The 14,580-nt window shown below is 70.1% G+C and carries 15 protein-coding genes; 2 read left to right on the top strand and 13 right to left on the bottom strand.

From position 1 onward, the window contains the following. Positions 1-44: 44 nt before the first annotated feature. Positions 45-1,112 (bottom strand): adenosine deaminase, encoded by a 1,068-nt coding sequence (locus ACIA6A_RS11665; RefSeq protein WP_396097443.1) that lies wholly within the window; start codon positions 1,110-1,112, stop codon positions 45-47. A gap of 26 nt (positions 1,113-1,138) precedes the next feature. On the opposite strand from ACIA6A_RS11665, the gene ACIA6A_RS11660 reads away from it, so the two are divergent. Further along, complete coding sequence (locus ACIA6A_RS11660; RefSeq protein ID WP_396097442.1) at positions 1,139-1,942, top strand: putative RNA methyltransferase; 804 nt, start codon at positions 1,139-1,141, stop codon at positions 1,940-1,942. Here ACIA6A_RS11660 and ACIA6A_RS11655 read toward each other — a convergent pair. From ACIA6A_RS11655 to trpS, 12 genes are all read right to left on the bottom strand, one after another. Next, a complete protein-coding gene (locus ACIA6A_RS11655) occupies positions 1,939-2,616 on the bottom strand; it encodes a DUF4272 domain-containing protein (protein WP_396097441.1) in 678 nt (225 codons plus the stop codon). The genes ACIA6A_RS11660 and ACIA6A_RS11655 overlap by 4 nt on opposite strands. A 6-nt stretch (positions 2,617-2,622) precedes the next feature. Further along, positions 2,623-3,900 (bottom strand): thymidine phosphorylase, encoded by a 1,278-nt coding sequence (locus ACIA6A_RS11650; RefSeq protein WP_396097440.1) that lies wholly within the window; start codon positions 3,898-3,900, stop codon positions 2,623-2,625. After that, positions 3,897-4,613: a cytidine deaminase gene (locus ACIA6A_RS11645; RefSeq protein ID WP_396097439.1), complete on the bottom strand. Its 717-nt coding sequence runs from the start codon at positions 4,611-4,613 to the stop codon at positions 3,897-3,899. The genes ACIA6A_RS11650 and ACIA6A_RS11645 overlap by 4 nt, the downstream gene beginning before the upstream one ends. A 24-nt stretch (positions 4,614-4,637) precedes the next feature. Further along, positions 4,638-5,912 (bottom strand): ABC transporter permease, encoded by a 1,275-nt coding sequence (locus ACIA6A_RS11640; RefSeq protein WP_396097438.1) that lies wholly within the window; start codon positions 5,910-5,912, stop codon positions 4,638-4,640. Positions 5,913-5,917: 5 nt separating this feature from the next. Continuing rightward, positions 5,918-7,195, bottom strand: a complete 1,278-nt coding sequence (locus tag ACIA6A_RS11635; protein ID WP_396097437.1) for an ABC transporter permease — start codon at positions 7,193-7,195, stop codon at positions 5,918-5,920. Then, a complete protein-coding gene (locus ACIA6A_RS11630; protein WP_396097436.1) occupies positions 7,192-8,799 on the bottom strand; it encodes an ABC transporter ATP-binding protein in 1,608 nt (535 codons plus the stop codon). Before ACIA6A_RS11630 ends, ACIA6A_RS11635 begins: the two co-directional genes overlap by 4 nt. Before the next feature lie 48 nt (positions 8,800-8,847). Further along, entirely contained in the window at positions 8,848-9,942 is a 1,095-nt protein-coding gene (locus tag ACIA6A_RS11625; protein ID WP_396097435.1) for a BMP family protein, read from the bottom strand. A 193-nt stretch (positions 9,943-10,135) separates the two neighbouring features. Then, complete coding sequence (locus ACIA6A_RS11620) at positions 10,136-10,417, bottom strand: SCO4848 family membrane protein (RefSeq protein WP_396097434.1); 282 nt, start codon at positions 10,415-10,417, stop codon at positions 10,136-10,138. Positions 10,418-10,443: 26 nt separating this feature from the next. Continuing rightward, positions 10,444-10,848 (bottom strand): hypothetical protein, encoded by a 405-nt coding sequence (locus ACIA6A_RS11615; RefSeq protein WP_396097433.1) that lies wholly within the window; start codon positions 10,846-10,848, stop codon positions 10,444-10,446. Between the two features lie 7 nt (positions 10,849-10,855). Next, positions 10,856-11,776 (bottom strand): YihY/virulence factor BrkB family protein, encoded by a 921-nt coding sequence (locus tag ACIA6A_RS11610; RefSeq protein WP_396097432.1) that lies wholly within the window; start codon positions 11,774-11,776, stop codon positions 10,856-10,858. Between the two features lie 31 nt (positions 11,777-11,807). Beyond that, entirely contained in the window at positions 11,808-12,341 is a 534-nt protein-coding gene (locus ACIA6A_RS11605; RefSeq protein ID WP_396097431.1) for a 2'-5' RNA ligase family protein, read from the bottom strand. A gap of 20 nt (positions 12,342-12,361) precedes the next feature. Beyond that, complete coding sequence (gene trpS / locus ACIA6A_RS11600; protein WP_396097430.1) at positions 12,362-13,387, bottom strand: tryptophan--tRNA ligase; 1,026 nt, start codon at positions 13,385-13,387, stop codon at positions 12,362-12,364. A gap of 203 nt (positions 13,388-13,590) precedes the next feature. On the opposite strand from trpS, the gene galE reads away from it, so the two are divergent. Next, the gene (galE, locus tag ACIA6A_RS11595) at positions 13,591-14,568 is read left to right on the top strand and encodes a UDP-glucose 4-epimerase GalE (protein WP_396097429.1); all 978 of its coding nucleotides are present in this window, start codon (positions 13,591-13,593) and stop codon (positions 14,566-14,568) included. Positions 14,569-14,580 lie beyond the last annotated feature (12 nt).

Below are 14,580 nucleotides of genomic sequence, written 5' to 3'. Positions count from 1 at the left end.
ACCGAAAGTACGGACGTGTCGCTAATGCCGGTCAAATAAGGACATCAGGCCTGCAACTTCGCGTACGCCGGCTTGATCACGTCGTTGATGAGCGCGAGCCGCTCGTCGTACGGGATGAACGCGGACTTCATCGCGTTGATCGTGAGCCACTGCAGTTCACTCCAGCCCCATCCGAAGGCCTCGGCCAGCAGCGCCATCTCGCGGGTCATGGAAGTTCCGCTCATGAGCCGGTTGTCCGTATTGACGGTGACCCGGAACCGCAGGTCGCGCAGCATGCCGATGGGGTGCGCGGCGATCGACTCGGCCGCACCGGTCTGCACGTTGGACGACGGGCACAGCTCCAGCGGGATGCGCTTGTCACGCACGTACGACGACAGCCGGCCCAGCTTCCCGTCGACGATGTCGTCCACGATCCGGACACCGTGCCCGAGCCGGTCCGCGCCGCACCACTGGATCGCTTCCCAGATCGACGGGAGGCCGAACGCCTCGCCCGCGTGGATCGTGAAGTGGAAATTCTCACGCTGGAGGTACTCGAACGCGTCCAGGTGCCGGGTGGGCGGGAAACCGGCCTCGGCGCCCGCGATGTCGAAACCCACCACACCGGTGTCGCGGTACCGCACCGCGAGCTCGGCGATCTCCTGCGAGCGGGCGGCGTGCCGCATGGCGGTCAGCAGCGTGCCGATCCGGATCCGGTTGCCCTGGGCCGCAGCCTCCGCGCAACCGTCCCGGAAGCCCTGGTGCACCGCGTCGACCACGGCGTCGAGGCTCAGGCCGCGCTCCAGGTGCTGCTCCGGCGCGTACCGGATCTCGGCATAGACGACGCCGTCCGCGGCAAGGTCGAGAGCGCATTCCTTCGCGACCCGGTGCAGGCCCTCCTCGGTCTGCATGACCGCGACGGTGTGCGCGAACGTCTCCAGGTAGCGTTCGAGCGACCCGGAGTCGGCGGCCGCGACGAACCACTCGCCGAGCCGTGCCGGATCGTTCTCGGGCAGCTCGTGACCGACCGCGCCGGCCAGCTCCACGATCGTCGCCGGTCGCAGACCGCCGTCGAGGTGGTCATGGAGCAGCGCCTTGGGGGCCTTCACGATGTCGGCGTGGGTAATGGCGACCATCAGCAGATGCTAGAGGGAAGAGTCCAATGATCGACGTAGCACTGCCGTACCTCCGGTGCCCAGTGTGCGAAGACACACTGAGCCGTCCGGACGAACGGTCGCTGCGTTGCCCCCGCGGGCACTCCTTCGACATCGCCCGGCAGGGCTACGTGAACCTCACCGCCGGCCGGTCGCCGCACTCCGGCGACACCGCCGAGATGATCACGGATCGCGAGACCTTCCTGGCCGCGGGCCATTACGACTTCGTCGCCAGGGCATTGACGTCAGCGGTACGCCCGGAGCCCGGTCTCGTGGTCGACGCGGGCACCGGCACCGGCAGCTACCTGGCGGCGCTCCTGGACACGCTGCCGCACGCCACCGGCCTCGGCCTCGACGTCTCCAAGCCGGCCCTGCGGCGCGCCGCCCGGGCCCACCCCCGCGCCGGGGCCGCCCTCGCCGACCTGTGGAGCCCACTCCCGCTGGCCGACGGCGTGGCGGCATCGATCATCAACGTCTTCGCCCCGCGTAACGGACCGGAGTTCCGCCGCGTCCTGGCGCCCGATGGCCGGCTCGTGGTCGTCACCCCGGCGCCGGAGCATCTGCACGAGCTCGTCGCGGCGCACGGACTGATCCGGGTCGACCCCGGCAAGGCGGACCGGGTGGCCGGGGCACTCGGCGCCGATTTCGTGGCTGAGGGCGCCACCACCCATCGCCGCACACTCGATCTCAGCGACGCGGAGATCCGTACCCTGATCGGGATGACCCCCAGCGCCCGCCACGTCCCCCTGGACGCGCTCGCGGGCGGCACGGTGACCGCCGCGGTCGATGTGACCGTGTACCGCCCGGCCTAAACCGAGAGATCCACTTCTTCCCATTCGGGCGGAGCCTCGTGGAACGGCCCATGGAACGTGACCGCCCATTCCAGAGCCCACCGGCGCTGGCCCACGGCGTTGCTGTCGACCTCGCCCGGCAGGCGTACCCCGGTGCGCTCGGCTTCCTGGAACGCCCAGTCCAGGCAGTAGTAGAGATCGAGCAGCACCGCCGCCGCCACCGCGTCCTGGGGCGCGACCAGTGCCCGCGACCGCCAGGCGTTGAACAACTCCCCGGCCGGCAGGTCCGGCATCTGGGTCATCATCCGTTCCTCGGGCGGCGCGGTCGGGTCGAGGTGCCGGCTCAGCCCCAGCAGCCACGACAGCGCGAACACCGCGTCGTGGTGCAGCACGAACGAGCGATGGTCACCGCTGCCGAGCGCGACGAACTGCCACTCCGGCGGGGTGACGAAATCCACCAGCTTCGAGTTGAGCAGCCAGCTCATCGCGGCCTCGGTCGGCATGCCGAAACAGCGGGACACCACCACGTGCAGCACCGCCGCACGCGCCTCGAGCTCGCCCGTGGGGCGCAGCTCCACCTCGTCCCCAGGCTCCCAGACCAGGGGGAACGCCGGTGGGGGCAGGGGCAGCCCGAGGCGTTCCAGCTCGTCGAGGCTGGCGTCGCGGACCGCGCGGGGATCGGGAGCGGCCTTCATGACCGGTCAGGCTATGCGGTCGATGAGCAAAGGTGCATCGGTGGGCGCGCTCTGCGCGACGGTCACCGCCCGCTCCGCCTCCGCCCGGGCCGCGGGGATCCGGCCGGATTCATCGGTACGCAGTTCGAGCAGCACGTCACCGGCGCGCACCCGGTCACCGGGGCGGACCTTGAGCACCACCCCGGCACCGAAACTGACCGGGTCCTCCTTGCGGGCCCGGCCCGCGCCGAGACGCCAGGCGGCGAGTCCGACGCCCATCGCGTCCACCGAGGCGACCACGCCGTCCTCGGTGGCCCGCAGCACCTCGTTCTCCCGGGCGACCGGGAGCGGGGCGTCCGGGTCACCGCCCTGGGCCCGGATCATCGCGCGCCAGCTGTCCATCGCGGCGCCGGACGCGAGCACCTGGGCCGGGTCGGCGTCGATGCCGGCGCCGTCGAGCATCTCGCGGGCCAGCGCCAGGGTCAGCTCCACCACGTCGGCGGGTCCGCCACCGGCCAGCACCTCCAGCGACTCGGCCACCTCGACCGCGTTGCCGATGGTCAGCCCGAGCGGGGTGTTCATGTCGGTGAGCAGGGCGACGGTCTTCACCCCGTGCGCCTTGCCGAGCTCGACCATGGTGCGGGCGAGCTCGCGGGCGTCGTCCACGTCCTTCATGAACGCACCGGTGCCGACCTTCACGTCGAGGACCAGCGCACCGGTCCCCTCGGCGATCTTCTTGCTCATGATCGAGCTGGCGATCAGCGGGATCGCCTCGACCGTGCCGGTGACGTCGCGCAGCGCGTACAGCTTGCGGTCGGCCGGGGCGAGCCCGTCGCCGGCCGCGCAGATGACCGCGCCGACGTCGGCGAGCTGCCGCTTGAACTCGTCGTTGCTCAGCGCGGCGCGCCAGCCGGCGATCGACTCGAGCTTGTCGAGCGTGCCGCCGGTATGCCCGAGGCCGCGGCCGGACAGCTGCGGCACGGCCGCGCCGCACGCGGCGACCAGCGGGGTCAGCGGCAGCGTGATCTTGTCGCCGACACCGCCGGTGGAGTGCTTGTCGACGGTCGGGCGGGGCACCGCGGACAGGTCCAGCCGCTCCCCGCTGGCGATCATCGCCGCGGTCCACCGGGCGATCTCGCCGGGCGTCATCCCGCGCAGCAGGATCGCCATCGCGAGCGCGGACATCTGCTCGTCGGCGACGACACCCTTCGTGTACGCGTCGACGACCCAGTCGATCTGCGCGTCGGACAGCACGTGCCCGTCCCGCTTCGCCCGGATGACGTCGACCGCCGCGAACCCGCTCATGGTTGTTGCTCCCACTTTGTTCCGATGCCTTCCGGCGCGTCGCCCTCGCCGGCCCAGGAAAGGCCGCCTTCGGCGTCCACGACGACAATGCGTGAGGTACGGGTACGACCCCAGGTGACCGCCGCCGCAGCGCTCGGGAAGTTGGGGCCCTCCTCCAGGATGCCCTTGTCGGCGTCCGTCTCGCCGGGGCTCCCGCCGGATCGCTCCCAGTAGCCGGTCCAGACCTGCTCGCCGCCGGAGAGGTCCGGGTGCACGAACACGGTGCCGCGCCCGCGCCACTTGGCGAGCTGGGCGGGCACCTGCGGCACCGCGGCCGGGCCGGTGACCTTGTCCAGGTCGTCCGGGCCGAACGCGTTCGGCAGCAGCTCGGCCATGGTCAGCGGCCGGGGCAGCGCCTCCACGAGGCAGTCCGCGCCGCCGTGTTCGTACAGCAGCTGCCGGCAGCGCCCGCACGGCATCAGCGGCAGCCCGTTCGCGTCGACACAGGAGACCGCCACCAGGCGGCCCCCACCGGTCGCGTGCAACGAGCTCACCAGGCCGCACTCGGCGCACAGCCCCACGCCGTACGACGCGTTCTCGACGTTGCAGCCGACGATCACCCGGCCGTCGTCCACGAGTGCGGCCACCCCGACCGGAAAGTCGGAGTAGGGCGCGTACGCGTGGCGCATGGCTTCGATGGCCGCGGCCCGCAGCGATCCCCAGTCGATCTCCATGTGCCGATTGTGCCTGACCGCTGGTCAGCTCTTGACGTAAGGCTGTCCATCGGCCGCCGGGGCGCGCACCCGGCCGACGAGCCCGGCCACCGCCACGATCGTCGCGAGGTAGGGCAGCATGTTGAGGAACTGGCTCGGCACCGGGCTGCCGGCGACGCTGAGATACGTCGCGAGCTTCTGCGCGAAGCCGAAGAACAGCGCCGCGCCGAGCGCCCCGAGCGGGGTGAAGCGGCCGAAGATGAGCGCGGCCAGGGCGATGAAGCCCGCGCCCGCGGTCATGTTCTTGTTGAAGCTGCCGGTCGCCACCAGCGTGAAGTAGGCCCCGCCGGCACCGGCCACGACGCCGCCGAGCAGCACGTTGAGGTAGCGCAGGCCCCGCACCCGGATGCCCACCGTGTCGGCGGCCGTGGGGTGCTCGCCGACCGCGCGGGTGCGCAGGCCCCAGCGGGTCCGGGTCAGGCCGAAGTGGAGCACGAAGACCAGGATCAGCGCGAGCCACACGAGCAGGTTGGTGTCGAACAGCACCGGGCCGACCACCGGGATCTCGGCGAGGCCGGGGATCTTCCACTCCGGCATCTTGGGCGGCTCGTTGTACGACTGCGCGTCGGGCTGCATCAGGCGCTCGTACAGGAAGCCGGTCACGCCGAGTGCGAGCAGGTTGAGCACGATACCGACGACGACCTGGTCGACGAGGTAGCGGATGGCGAGCACGGCGAGGATGCCGGCGATGATGACACCGCCGACGGCCGCGCTGAACACGCCGGCCCACACGCTGGTGGCCATCGTGCCGACCAGGGCGGCGAAGAACGCGCCCATGAGGAACTGGCCCTCGATCGCCACGTTGACGACGCCGCTGCGTTCACCGAGCACCCCGGCGAGCGCCCCGAGGATCAGTGGCACGGCCAGCTCCAGGGTGCCGCTGGCGGTGTCCACCAGGGGCAGGAACTTGCCGGCGACCTGCCAGCACAGGAACGACAGGACGAACGCGAGGATGCCCAGCACCAGCACGGTGGTCTGGAACCGGCGGGCCTTCCCGGCGAGCAGCACCGCGCCGGCGACCAGCGTGGCGATGCCGAACAGGACGGTGCCGAGCTGACCGTTGATGGACAGCGCCGCACCCGCGGCGTCGTCGCTGAGTGTGAAACGGGCGGTCTCCGAGGGCGCCAGCGCCCCGAAGAACGCGGCCGCCACCAGGCCGATGACGGCCAGGCCGACACCGAGCCGGCGCTGCCGATCCCAGAACGCGGCCTTCACCACCGGGGCCGGGGTCCCGGTCACGTCCGTTGTCGCCGTGGACACCCCGGTCACCAGCCCTTCGCGATCGAGGCACCGAGCCGCGCGGAACGGGCGGCCCGGAGGTGGAAGATCGCCTTCACCAGCGCCGGTGCGGCGATGAAGATGACGATGAGCGCCTGGAGAACCGTCACCAGTTCCAGGGAGATGCTCGAGTAGGACTGCATACGGTTGCCGCCGGCGCGCAGCGCGCCGAACAGCAGCGCGGCGAGCAGCGTGCCCCACGGCCGGTTGCGGCCGAGCAGCGCGACGAGCAGGCCGTCGAAACCGATGTTGCCGGCCACCTGGGTGGTCAGCGCGTGCGCGGTGCCCAGCACCTGGGTGGCGCCGCCGAGACCGGCGAGGCCACCGGCGGTCACCATCATCAGCGTGTACGTGCGGGCGACGCTGATGCCGGCCGTCCGGGCCGCGGTCGGGTTGGCACCGACCGCACGCAGCTCGAAGCCGAACGCGGACCGGTTGAGCAGCCACGCCACCCCGGCGGTGGCCAGCACCGCGAGCACGATGCCGAGGTTGGCCCGCAGCTCGCCACCGAACGACGGGAGCTGGGCCGAGCCGTCCACCGTCTTGCTGATCGCGTCGCTGCGGCCGGGCTGCTGGATCCCCTTCTGCAGGATCAGCCAGCTCAGGAACAGGTTGGCGGTGTAGTTGAGCATGATCGTCACGATCACCTCGTGGGCGCCGGTCCGGGCCTTGAGGATGCCCGGTACGAAGCCCCAGAGCGCACCGCCGACCACGCCCGCGACCAGCGCCGCGATCAGGTGGATGACCGGCGGCAGCGGGAGCAGGAAGCCGGCCATCGCGGCCGTCACCGTGCCGACCACCGCCTGGCCCTGGCCGCCGATGTTGAACAGGCCGCCGCGGAACGCCAGCGCCACCGACAGGCCGGTGAAGACCAGCGGTGCCGCGTACGTCAGTGTCTCGGAGATCGGGAAGAACACCTGCCGCCACGTGCCGGTGCCGTTCGCCCAGGCGGTGACCGTGGCCGGGTCGACGATCGCGCCCTTGAACAGGTCCGCGTAGGCGTTGCTGACCACCGTCCAGCTGCTGTTCAGCGCGTCGGACGGCCGGGCGGTGATGTAGCTGAACGTGTCGAGCACGGCCGGGTCGGACACGATGATCAGGATCGCGCCGATGATCGTGGCGAGCACGATGGAGAGCACCGTCACCGTGACGGTGTTGGCCGCCCAGAGGTTGTGCAGGAAGTGGCTGAGGAACGAATCCTCCTCGGCTTCCTTCTTCGCCGGCGCGGGCTTCTCCGGCGCGGCGACCGGCTTGTCGGTGGTCACTTGGTGCCTTCCTCTACAGCCGGAGCGTCCGACGTGATGCCGGCCATGAGCAGGCCGAGCGTCTCGCGCGGCGTCGACGGCGGCACGATCGCCAGGACCTTGCCGCGATACATGACCGCGATCCGGTCGGCGAGCCCGACGACCTCGTCCAGCTCGCTCGACACCACGATCACCGCGGTGCCGATGTCGCGCTCGTGCACGATGCGGCCGTGGATGAACTCGATCGAGCCGACGTCCACCCCGCGGGTCGGCTGCGACGCGATGAACAGGCGCAGCGGCCGGGACATCTCCCGGGCCACGACCACCTTCTGCTGGTTGCCGCCGGAGAGCGTGCCGACCGCGGCGTCCGGTGACGAGGTACGGATGTCGAACTGCTCGACCAGCTTGCGGGCCGAGGAGGCGACCGCCGCCGGGTCGAGGCGCCACGTGTTGCCGTACGGCGGGCGGTCGTACTGGTCGAGGACCAGGTTCTCGGCGACGGAGAAGTCCTTGACCACGCCGTCGAGGCTGCGGTCCTCGGGGACGTACCCGATGCCGGAGCGCAGGATCTGCTTGGTGGTCATGCTGGTCAGGTCCTCGTTGTCGACCTCGATCGACCCGGCGCGCGGCGTGCGCAGGCCCATCACGGCCTCGACCAGCTCGGTCTGCCCGTTGCCCTGCACGCCCGCGATGCCGAGCACCTCACCGGCCCGGACCACCAGGTCGACGCCGTCGACGACCGGGACGCCACGGTCGTCGTCGACCATCAGGCCGGAGATCCGCAGGACCTCCCGGCCGGGTTCCGCGGGGGCCTTGTCGACCTCGAGGGAGACCGCGCGGCCGACCATGAGCGCGGCCAGCTCGTCCTCGGGGGTGTCCGGGGAGGCGGTGCCGACGGTCTGCCCGCGCCGGATCACGGTGATCCGGTCGGCGATCGCCTTGACCTCTTTGAGCTTGTGGGTGATGAAGACGATGGACTTGCCGGCCTCGGCGAGACCCCGCATGACCGCGAGCAGTTCCTCGGTCTCCTGCGGGGTGAGGACCGCGGTGGGCTCGTCCAGGATCAGCAGGTCGACGTCGCGGGTGAGGGCCTTGACGATCTCGACCCGCTGCTGCGCGCCGACCGGCAGGTTCTCGACCAGGGCGTCCGGGTCGACCGGCAGGCCGTACCGCTGGGAGACCTCGAGGACCTCGCGCCGGACCCGGCGGCGGTCCAGGAAGCCGAGTTTGGTCTTTTCCGCGCCGAGCGCGATGTTCTCCGCGACGCTGAAGACCGGGACCAGCATGAAGTGCTGGTGGACCATGCCGATGCCGGCGGCGATCGCGTCGCGGGGGCTGCGGAACGTCCGCGCCACCCCGTCGACGAGGATCTCCCCCTCGTCCGGCTGGAGCAGACCGTAGAGCTGGTTCATCAGGGTGGACTTGCCGGCCCCGTTCTCACCGAGCAGGGCGTGGACCTCACCGGGTTCGACGGTGAGGTCGATGTGATCGTTGGCCACCAGGTCGCCGAAGCGCTTGGTGATGCCGCGCAGCTCGAGTCTCAGCGGAATCTCCTGCAGACGAGGGACTGGTGGGAACGCGAGGGAATTTATAACAGCCGTGAGCAGAGCCGCCGCGCAGGTCACGGGGTTTGCTTCCCGTGACCGCGCGGCGGCCTGAAACTACCGAAGGATTTACTTCGGGGCGTTGGCCGACTCGACCTTGACCTTGCCCGCGATGATGTCCGCCTTCAGCGTGTCGACCTCGGACTTGAGGGCCGCGTCGACCTTGCTGTCGAACTGGTTGTACGGCGCGAGCGAGACGCCGTTGTTCTCCAGCGTGCCGAGGTAGCCCGGGGTGGCGGCCAGGGTCTTACCCTGCGCACCGTCGACCACGGCCTGCTTCACGGCGTCGGTGATGTTCTTGACCACGGTGGTCAGGAACACGTCGCAGTACTGCTCGGCGCTCTTGCAGCCGTCCTGGTCGACCCAGACCACGGAGACCTTGCCGCCGGACGCCTTGGCGACGTCCGCGGTGCCCAGACCGGTGCCGCCGGCCACCGGCATGATCACGTCGGCGCCCTGGGCGACGAACGTGTTGGTGATCGACTTGCCCTTGTTCTGGTCACCGAAGTTCTCGGCGAACGTGCCGTTCTGCGCCTTCTTGTCCCAGCCCAGGACCTTGACGTTCTTGCTCTTGGCCTGGTTGTAGTACGCGACGCCGTCGGCGAAGCCGTCCATGAAGACGGTGACCGGCGGGATCTTCAGACCGCCGTACGTCGCGACCGTGCCCGACTTCGAGTAGCCCGCGGCCAGGTAGCCGGCGAGGAACGCGGCCTCGTCGGTGGCGAACTGCATCGGGTAGACGTTGGTGGCGTCCGCGATGCTGCTGTCCACGATGCCGAACGTCTGGCTGGCGTTCTCCTTGGCGACCTTGCCGGTGGCGTCGCCCATGAGGCCGCCGACGGCCAGGATGAAGTTGCACTTCTGCGTCACGAACTGGCGCAGGTTGGGCTCGTAGTCAGCCTCGGCGGTCGACGCGACGTACTTCGGGTCGACGTTGCTCGCGGTGTCCTTCGCGCCCTGCAGGCCGGCCCACGCCGAGGCGTTGAAGGACCGGTCGTCGATGCCACCGGTGTCGGTGACCATGCAGGCCTTGTATGCAGCGGCGGCGCTGGCGCCGGAACCGCTCGGAGTGTCCTCAGGGGCGTCGCCACAGGCTGCGGCGGCGAGCGTCAGCCCACCCGCCGCAAGAATCGCAACGATTCGCTGACCAGTTACTGGGCGCAACACGCCCTCCTTCCACAGCGCACCGACTACGCGCGGTGCATCACAGCCGGGAGCGTAGCCGCAGGCCACGGTGAGTTCCGGAAATCGCGCTCACTTGTTGGCGCACCGTTATCTGGCCGCAACCGCGCTTCGAGGTGAACGGCGCCTCAGTCGGAGAAGGGAAGGATTTGCCCGTTTCTGACGTAACGTGCCGTTAATCTTTCGGCGACGTGCCGCTTACAACCGTGGAATCTTCAGCGACCGGAGCGTGACCGCCGAACGACCGCCAGCCCCGGACGCCGAGCACCCCGGTGACCGTGCCGATGGCCAGCGAGGCCGTGATCAACAGCGCGTGGACCCACAGGAACGACGTCGGAGCCCCGTCCGAGAACGCCCGGTCGTCCTTCCAGATCGCCAACCCGAACCGTGGCCAGATGAGCCACGTCCACACGCCGACACCGATCAGGAAGGCGGACCACCGCCGGGAGAGCACCACGCGCCCCAGTATGCCCCGGGGCGCGGTCAGGACGCGGTGGTGAGCTTCGCGGCGATGCGGGCGAAGCCGGCCCGGACCTCGTCCCCGGTGGGCGGCCGGCCCGGGGTGGTGCGGCGGGGCTCGCCGTCGTCCGGGTCGAACGTCTCGGTCTCCAGGTCGTCGCCGGTGCCGTCGGCCGCGGACCGGGCGAGTTCGATCTCGGCCCGGATCGCGTCGGCGCCGGCGAGCGGCAGCAGCGGCTCGACGACCGCCATGAGGTCCTCCTCGGCGACCACCGCCTGGGCGAGGGCCAGCGCGTGCGGTCGCTCGTACGGGCCGCAGACCAGCGGTTCCCATTCCTCGTCGTCGCCCAGGGCGCCGATGGTGATGATCCACGGCAGGTCCGCCACCGGGGAGTCCGGCGGGAGGTGCAGCGTCACGAGAGAGCCCACCGCACCATCATTGCGGGCGGTCGTGCCGGATCCAGCGGTTTTGCCCTACCGGAGCGGTTTTGTCGTCGGCCGACAGGTCGACCACCCGGCCGTGCGGGCTGGTCGCCGCCCAGGCCGCCCCGAACAGCAGCAGCTGGTTGAAGACGTAGAGGTAGAAGAGCACGCCCACGGCGCTGGCGACCAGGCCGTACGCGGGGTTGCGCTGGATCAGGCCGACGAACGACTTGCCCACGGTGTTGAGCAGGAAGATGCCGATGCCGACCTGCAGGACCGGGGGCATCATCCGGCGCACGGTCATCCGCAGCCGGGGCACCGCGGCCAGCAGCGCGGCCGCGAGCAGCATGTCCAGGCCCAGGGTCAGCACGATGCTGATGATCGAGAGCAGCAGGCCGGCCCGCCCGTCGGTGAGCCATTCGAGCAGCGTCTCCAGGCCGTAGACGGCGGCCACCGTGACGATGAGCAGCAGCAGGATGCCGATCAGGACCACCAGGTCGACGGCCTGCCGGACGCCGATGTAACCGGGCTGCTCGTTGAGCCGCCAGATCAGCCGCTGCGACGAGCGGATCGCCTCGATCCAGCCGATGCCGGTGAAGACCAGGCCGAGGATGCCCACGATGCCGACCGTCCTGCCGGTCTCCAGGATCGCCCCGACGTCGAGGAACGGCAGGTTGTCGCGCAGGAAGTCCTGCACGACGTCGAACAGCGCCGGGTTGGAGCTGAGCAGGAAACCGAAGATCGAGTAGCCGATGAGGATGAGGGCGAAGACCGCGAAGAAGCCGTAGTACGCGATGGCGGCGGCCAGCCGTCCGCCGAGGACCTCGTCGTAGCGCAGCCAGGCACGGCTGAAGTGGTCGAAGTACTTGGAGCGAACACGCAGGGCCATGATCCTGGACTCGACCGCCGCGTACGCCCGGTCGATGGCGTTCACGCCGCAGACCGTACCCAATCCTGGGCCTTCTCTAGCGCAGGCCGCCCAGCGGGTAGTCGCGGCGTCGGTGCCAGGGGCCGTCGCCGGGGCCGGTCAGGTCGTGGGAGAACAGGGTGAACGCGGGCACGTGGAACCGCGCGTCGAACTCGGCCAGGTCGTCGAAGACGGCGTCGAGCGCGGCGCTGGGCACGTCCTGGGCGACCGTGACGTGCGGGTGGTACGGGAAACGGGCGTCCCGGCGCACCCCGTCGGTCGCCGCGATGGCACCCGCGAGCAGCTCGCACTCGCTGATGCCGACGGCCAGCGTCACGAAGACCACCTCGGTGATCGGCCGGAACGTGCCGGTCCCCCGCAGGTGGATGGTGAACGGCTGCTGCGCCGACGCGATCGCTTCGAGGTGCTTCTCGATCGACGGCAGCGCGGCACTCTCGATCTCGGTCGGCCCGAGCAGGGTGACGTGCGCCGGCGTGTACGCGGCCTGCGGGTCGCCGGCCTCGGCCCGGCGCCGGGTGAGCAGCTGCCCCCACGGCTCCGGGATGTCTATGGCGACCCCGATCCGTGTCACGTCCGTCCGCGCCACCTCGGTCAGGCTCCCCGGGCGGGGCTGAGGAAGCCGATGTTCTCGTACGCCTGGGCGAGGGTCACCGCCGAGACCGCGCGGGCCTTCTCCGCACCCACCGCGAGGACCTTGTCGAGGTGCGCCGGGTCCTCCAGGTAGGCACGGGTGCGTTCCTGGATCGGCTTCACGAACTCGACCACGATCTCGGCGAGATCCTTCTTGAGGTCGCCGTAGCCGCGCCCGTCGTACTGCTCGAGGAGTTCGTCTATGGTCCGCGTGGTCAGCGCGGCGTAGATCGTGAGCAGGTTGCTGATGCCCGGCTTGTTCGCCTCGTCGTAGAGGATCTCGCGGCCGGTGTCGGTGACCGCCGACTTGATCTTCTTGGCCGACCTCGCGGGCTCCTCGAGCAGCTCGATGATGCCGCCGGGCGCGGACGCCGACTTGCTCATCTTCGACGTCGGATCCTGCAGGTCGGTGATCTTGGCGGTGTCCTTGACGATGTACGCCGAGGGGACCGTGAACGTGGGCGCGAAGCGCGAGTTGAAGCGCTGCGCCAGGTCACGGGTGAGCTCCAGGTGCTGGCGCTGGTCCTCGCCGACCGGGACCGCGTCCGCCTGGTAGAGCAGGATGTCCGCGGCCTGCAGGATCGGGTAGGTGAACAGGCCGACACTGGCACTGTCGTTGCCCTGCTTCGCCGACTTGTCCTTGAACTGCACCATGCGCCCGGCCTCGCCGAACCCGGTGATGCAGCTCAGCACCCACGCGAGCTGGGCGTGCTCGGGCACGTGCGACTGGACGAACAGCGTGCAGCGCTCCGGGTCGAGCCCGAGCGCGAGCAGCTGGGCCACCGAGAGCCGGGTCCTGTTCCGCAGCGCCACCGGGTCGTGCCCCGCGGTGATGGCGTGCAGGTCCACCACGCAGTAGAACGCGTCCGCGGTGTCCTGCATGGCGACCCAGTTGCGCACCGCGCCGAGGTAGTTGCCGAGATGGAACGAGTCGGCGGTCGGCTGGATGCCGGAGAGCACCCGGGGGCGGCGTTCAGCGTCGGACATGAGCGCCATTCTGTCAGGAATACGGACCGGAGGGCCAAGGCGCCCCCGTCGGGCGTCCTGTTCGCGACAGGTTCCGGCCCGGTACCGCGTACCCGTCAATGTTCGAGGATGTTGACTTGTGATCGATTATGGTGGAATCTAAAACGACACAGACAGCCGCTCTAGGCTGGGTGTGCCAGGGTCCGCGAACCGGAGGTCACGTCGTGAAACTGCTCGTCACCGGAGGTGCCGGCTACGTCGGCAGCGTCACCAGCAGGCTCCTGCTGGACGCCGGGCACGAGGTCGTGGTGCTGGACAATCTCAGCACCGGCTTCCGTGAGGCGGTGGCCCCGGACGCGACGTTCGTGCAGGCCGACATCAAGGACGCCGGGCAGGTCCTCACCCCCGGCGCCGGCTTCGACGCGGTGCTGCACTTCGCCGGCCTGATCGCCGCCGGGGAATCCATGCACAAGCCCGAGCTCTACTGGGACCACAACGTACAGCGCTCACTGGCTCTGCTCGACGCGGTCCGCGCCGCCAAGGTCCCCCGGATGGTCTTCTCCTCCACCGCCGCGGTCTACGGCAACCCCACCGAACTGCCGATCACCGAAACCGCCACCAAAGCCCCCACCAACACGTACGGTGCGACGAAGCTGACGTTCGACTTCGCGCTCACGTCCGAGGCATTCGCACACGGGCTGGCCCCCGTCTCGCTGCGCTACTTCAACGTCGCCGGCGCGCTGATCCGCGAGGACGGCACCACGATCGGGGAACGGCACGCCCCGGAGACCCACCTCATCCCGATCGCGCTGCAGGTGGCCGCCGGCAAGCGCGACAAGCTGCAGCTGTTCGGCGACGACTACCCGACCGTCGACGGCACCTGCGTCCGCGACTACATCCACGTGCAGGATCTCGCCCGGGCCCACCTGCTCGCCCTGGACGCGGCCACCGCCGGTGAGCACCGCATCTACAACCTCGGCAACGGCAACGGCTTCTCCAACCGCCAGGTCGTCGACGCCGCCCGCGAGGTCACCGGCGCCGAACTGCCCATCGAGATCGCCCCCCGCCGCGAGGGCGACCCGGCCACCCTCGTCGCCTCGTCGCAGAAGGCCCGCGACGAACTCGGCTGGATCCCCGAGAAGAACACGCTCACCGACATGATCGGCGACGCCTGGACGTTCTACCGCACGAAGGTCGCGTGATCTGATCATGAG

The organism is Actinoplanes sp. NPDC051494 (assembly GCF_044454705.1).
Lineage (GTDB): Bacteria > Actinomycetota > Actinomycetes > Mycobacteriales > Micromonosporaceae > Actinoplanes.
The sequence above is the reverse complement of the archived record's forward strand: the minus strand, read 5'-3'. Positions and strand labels throughout refer to the sequence as shown.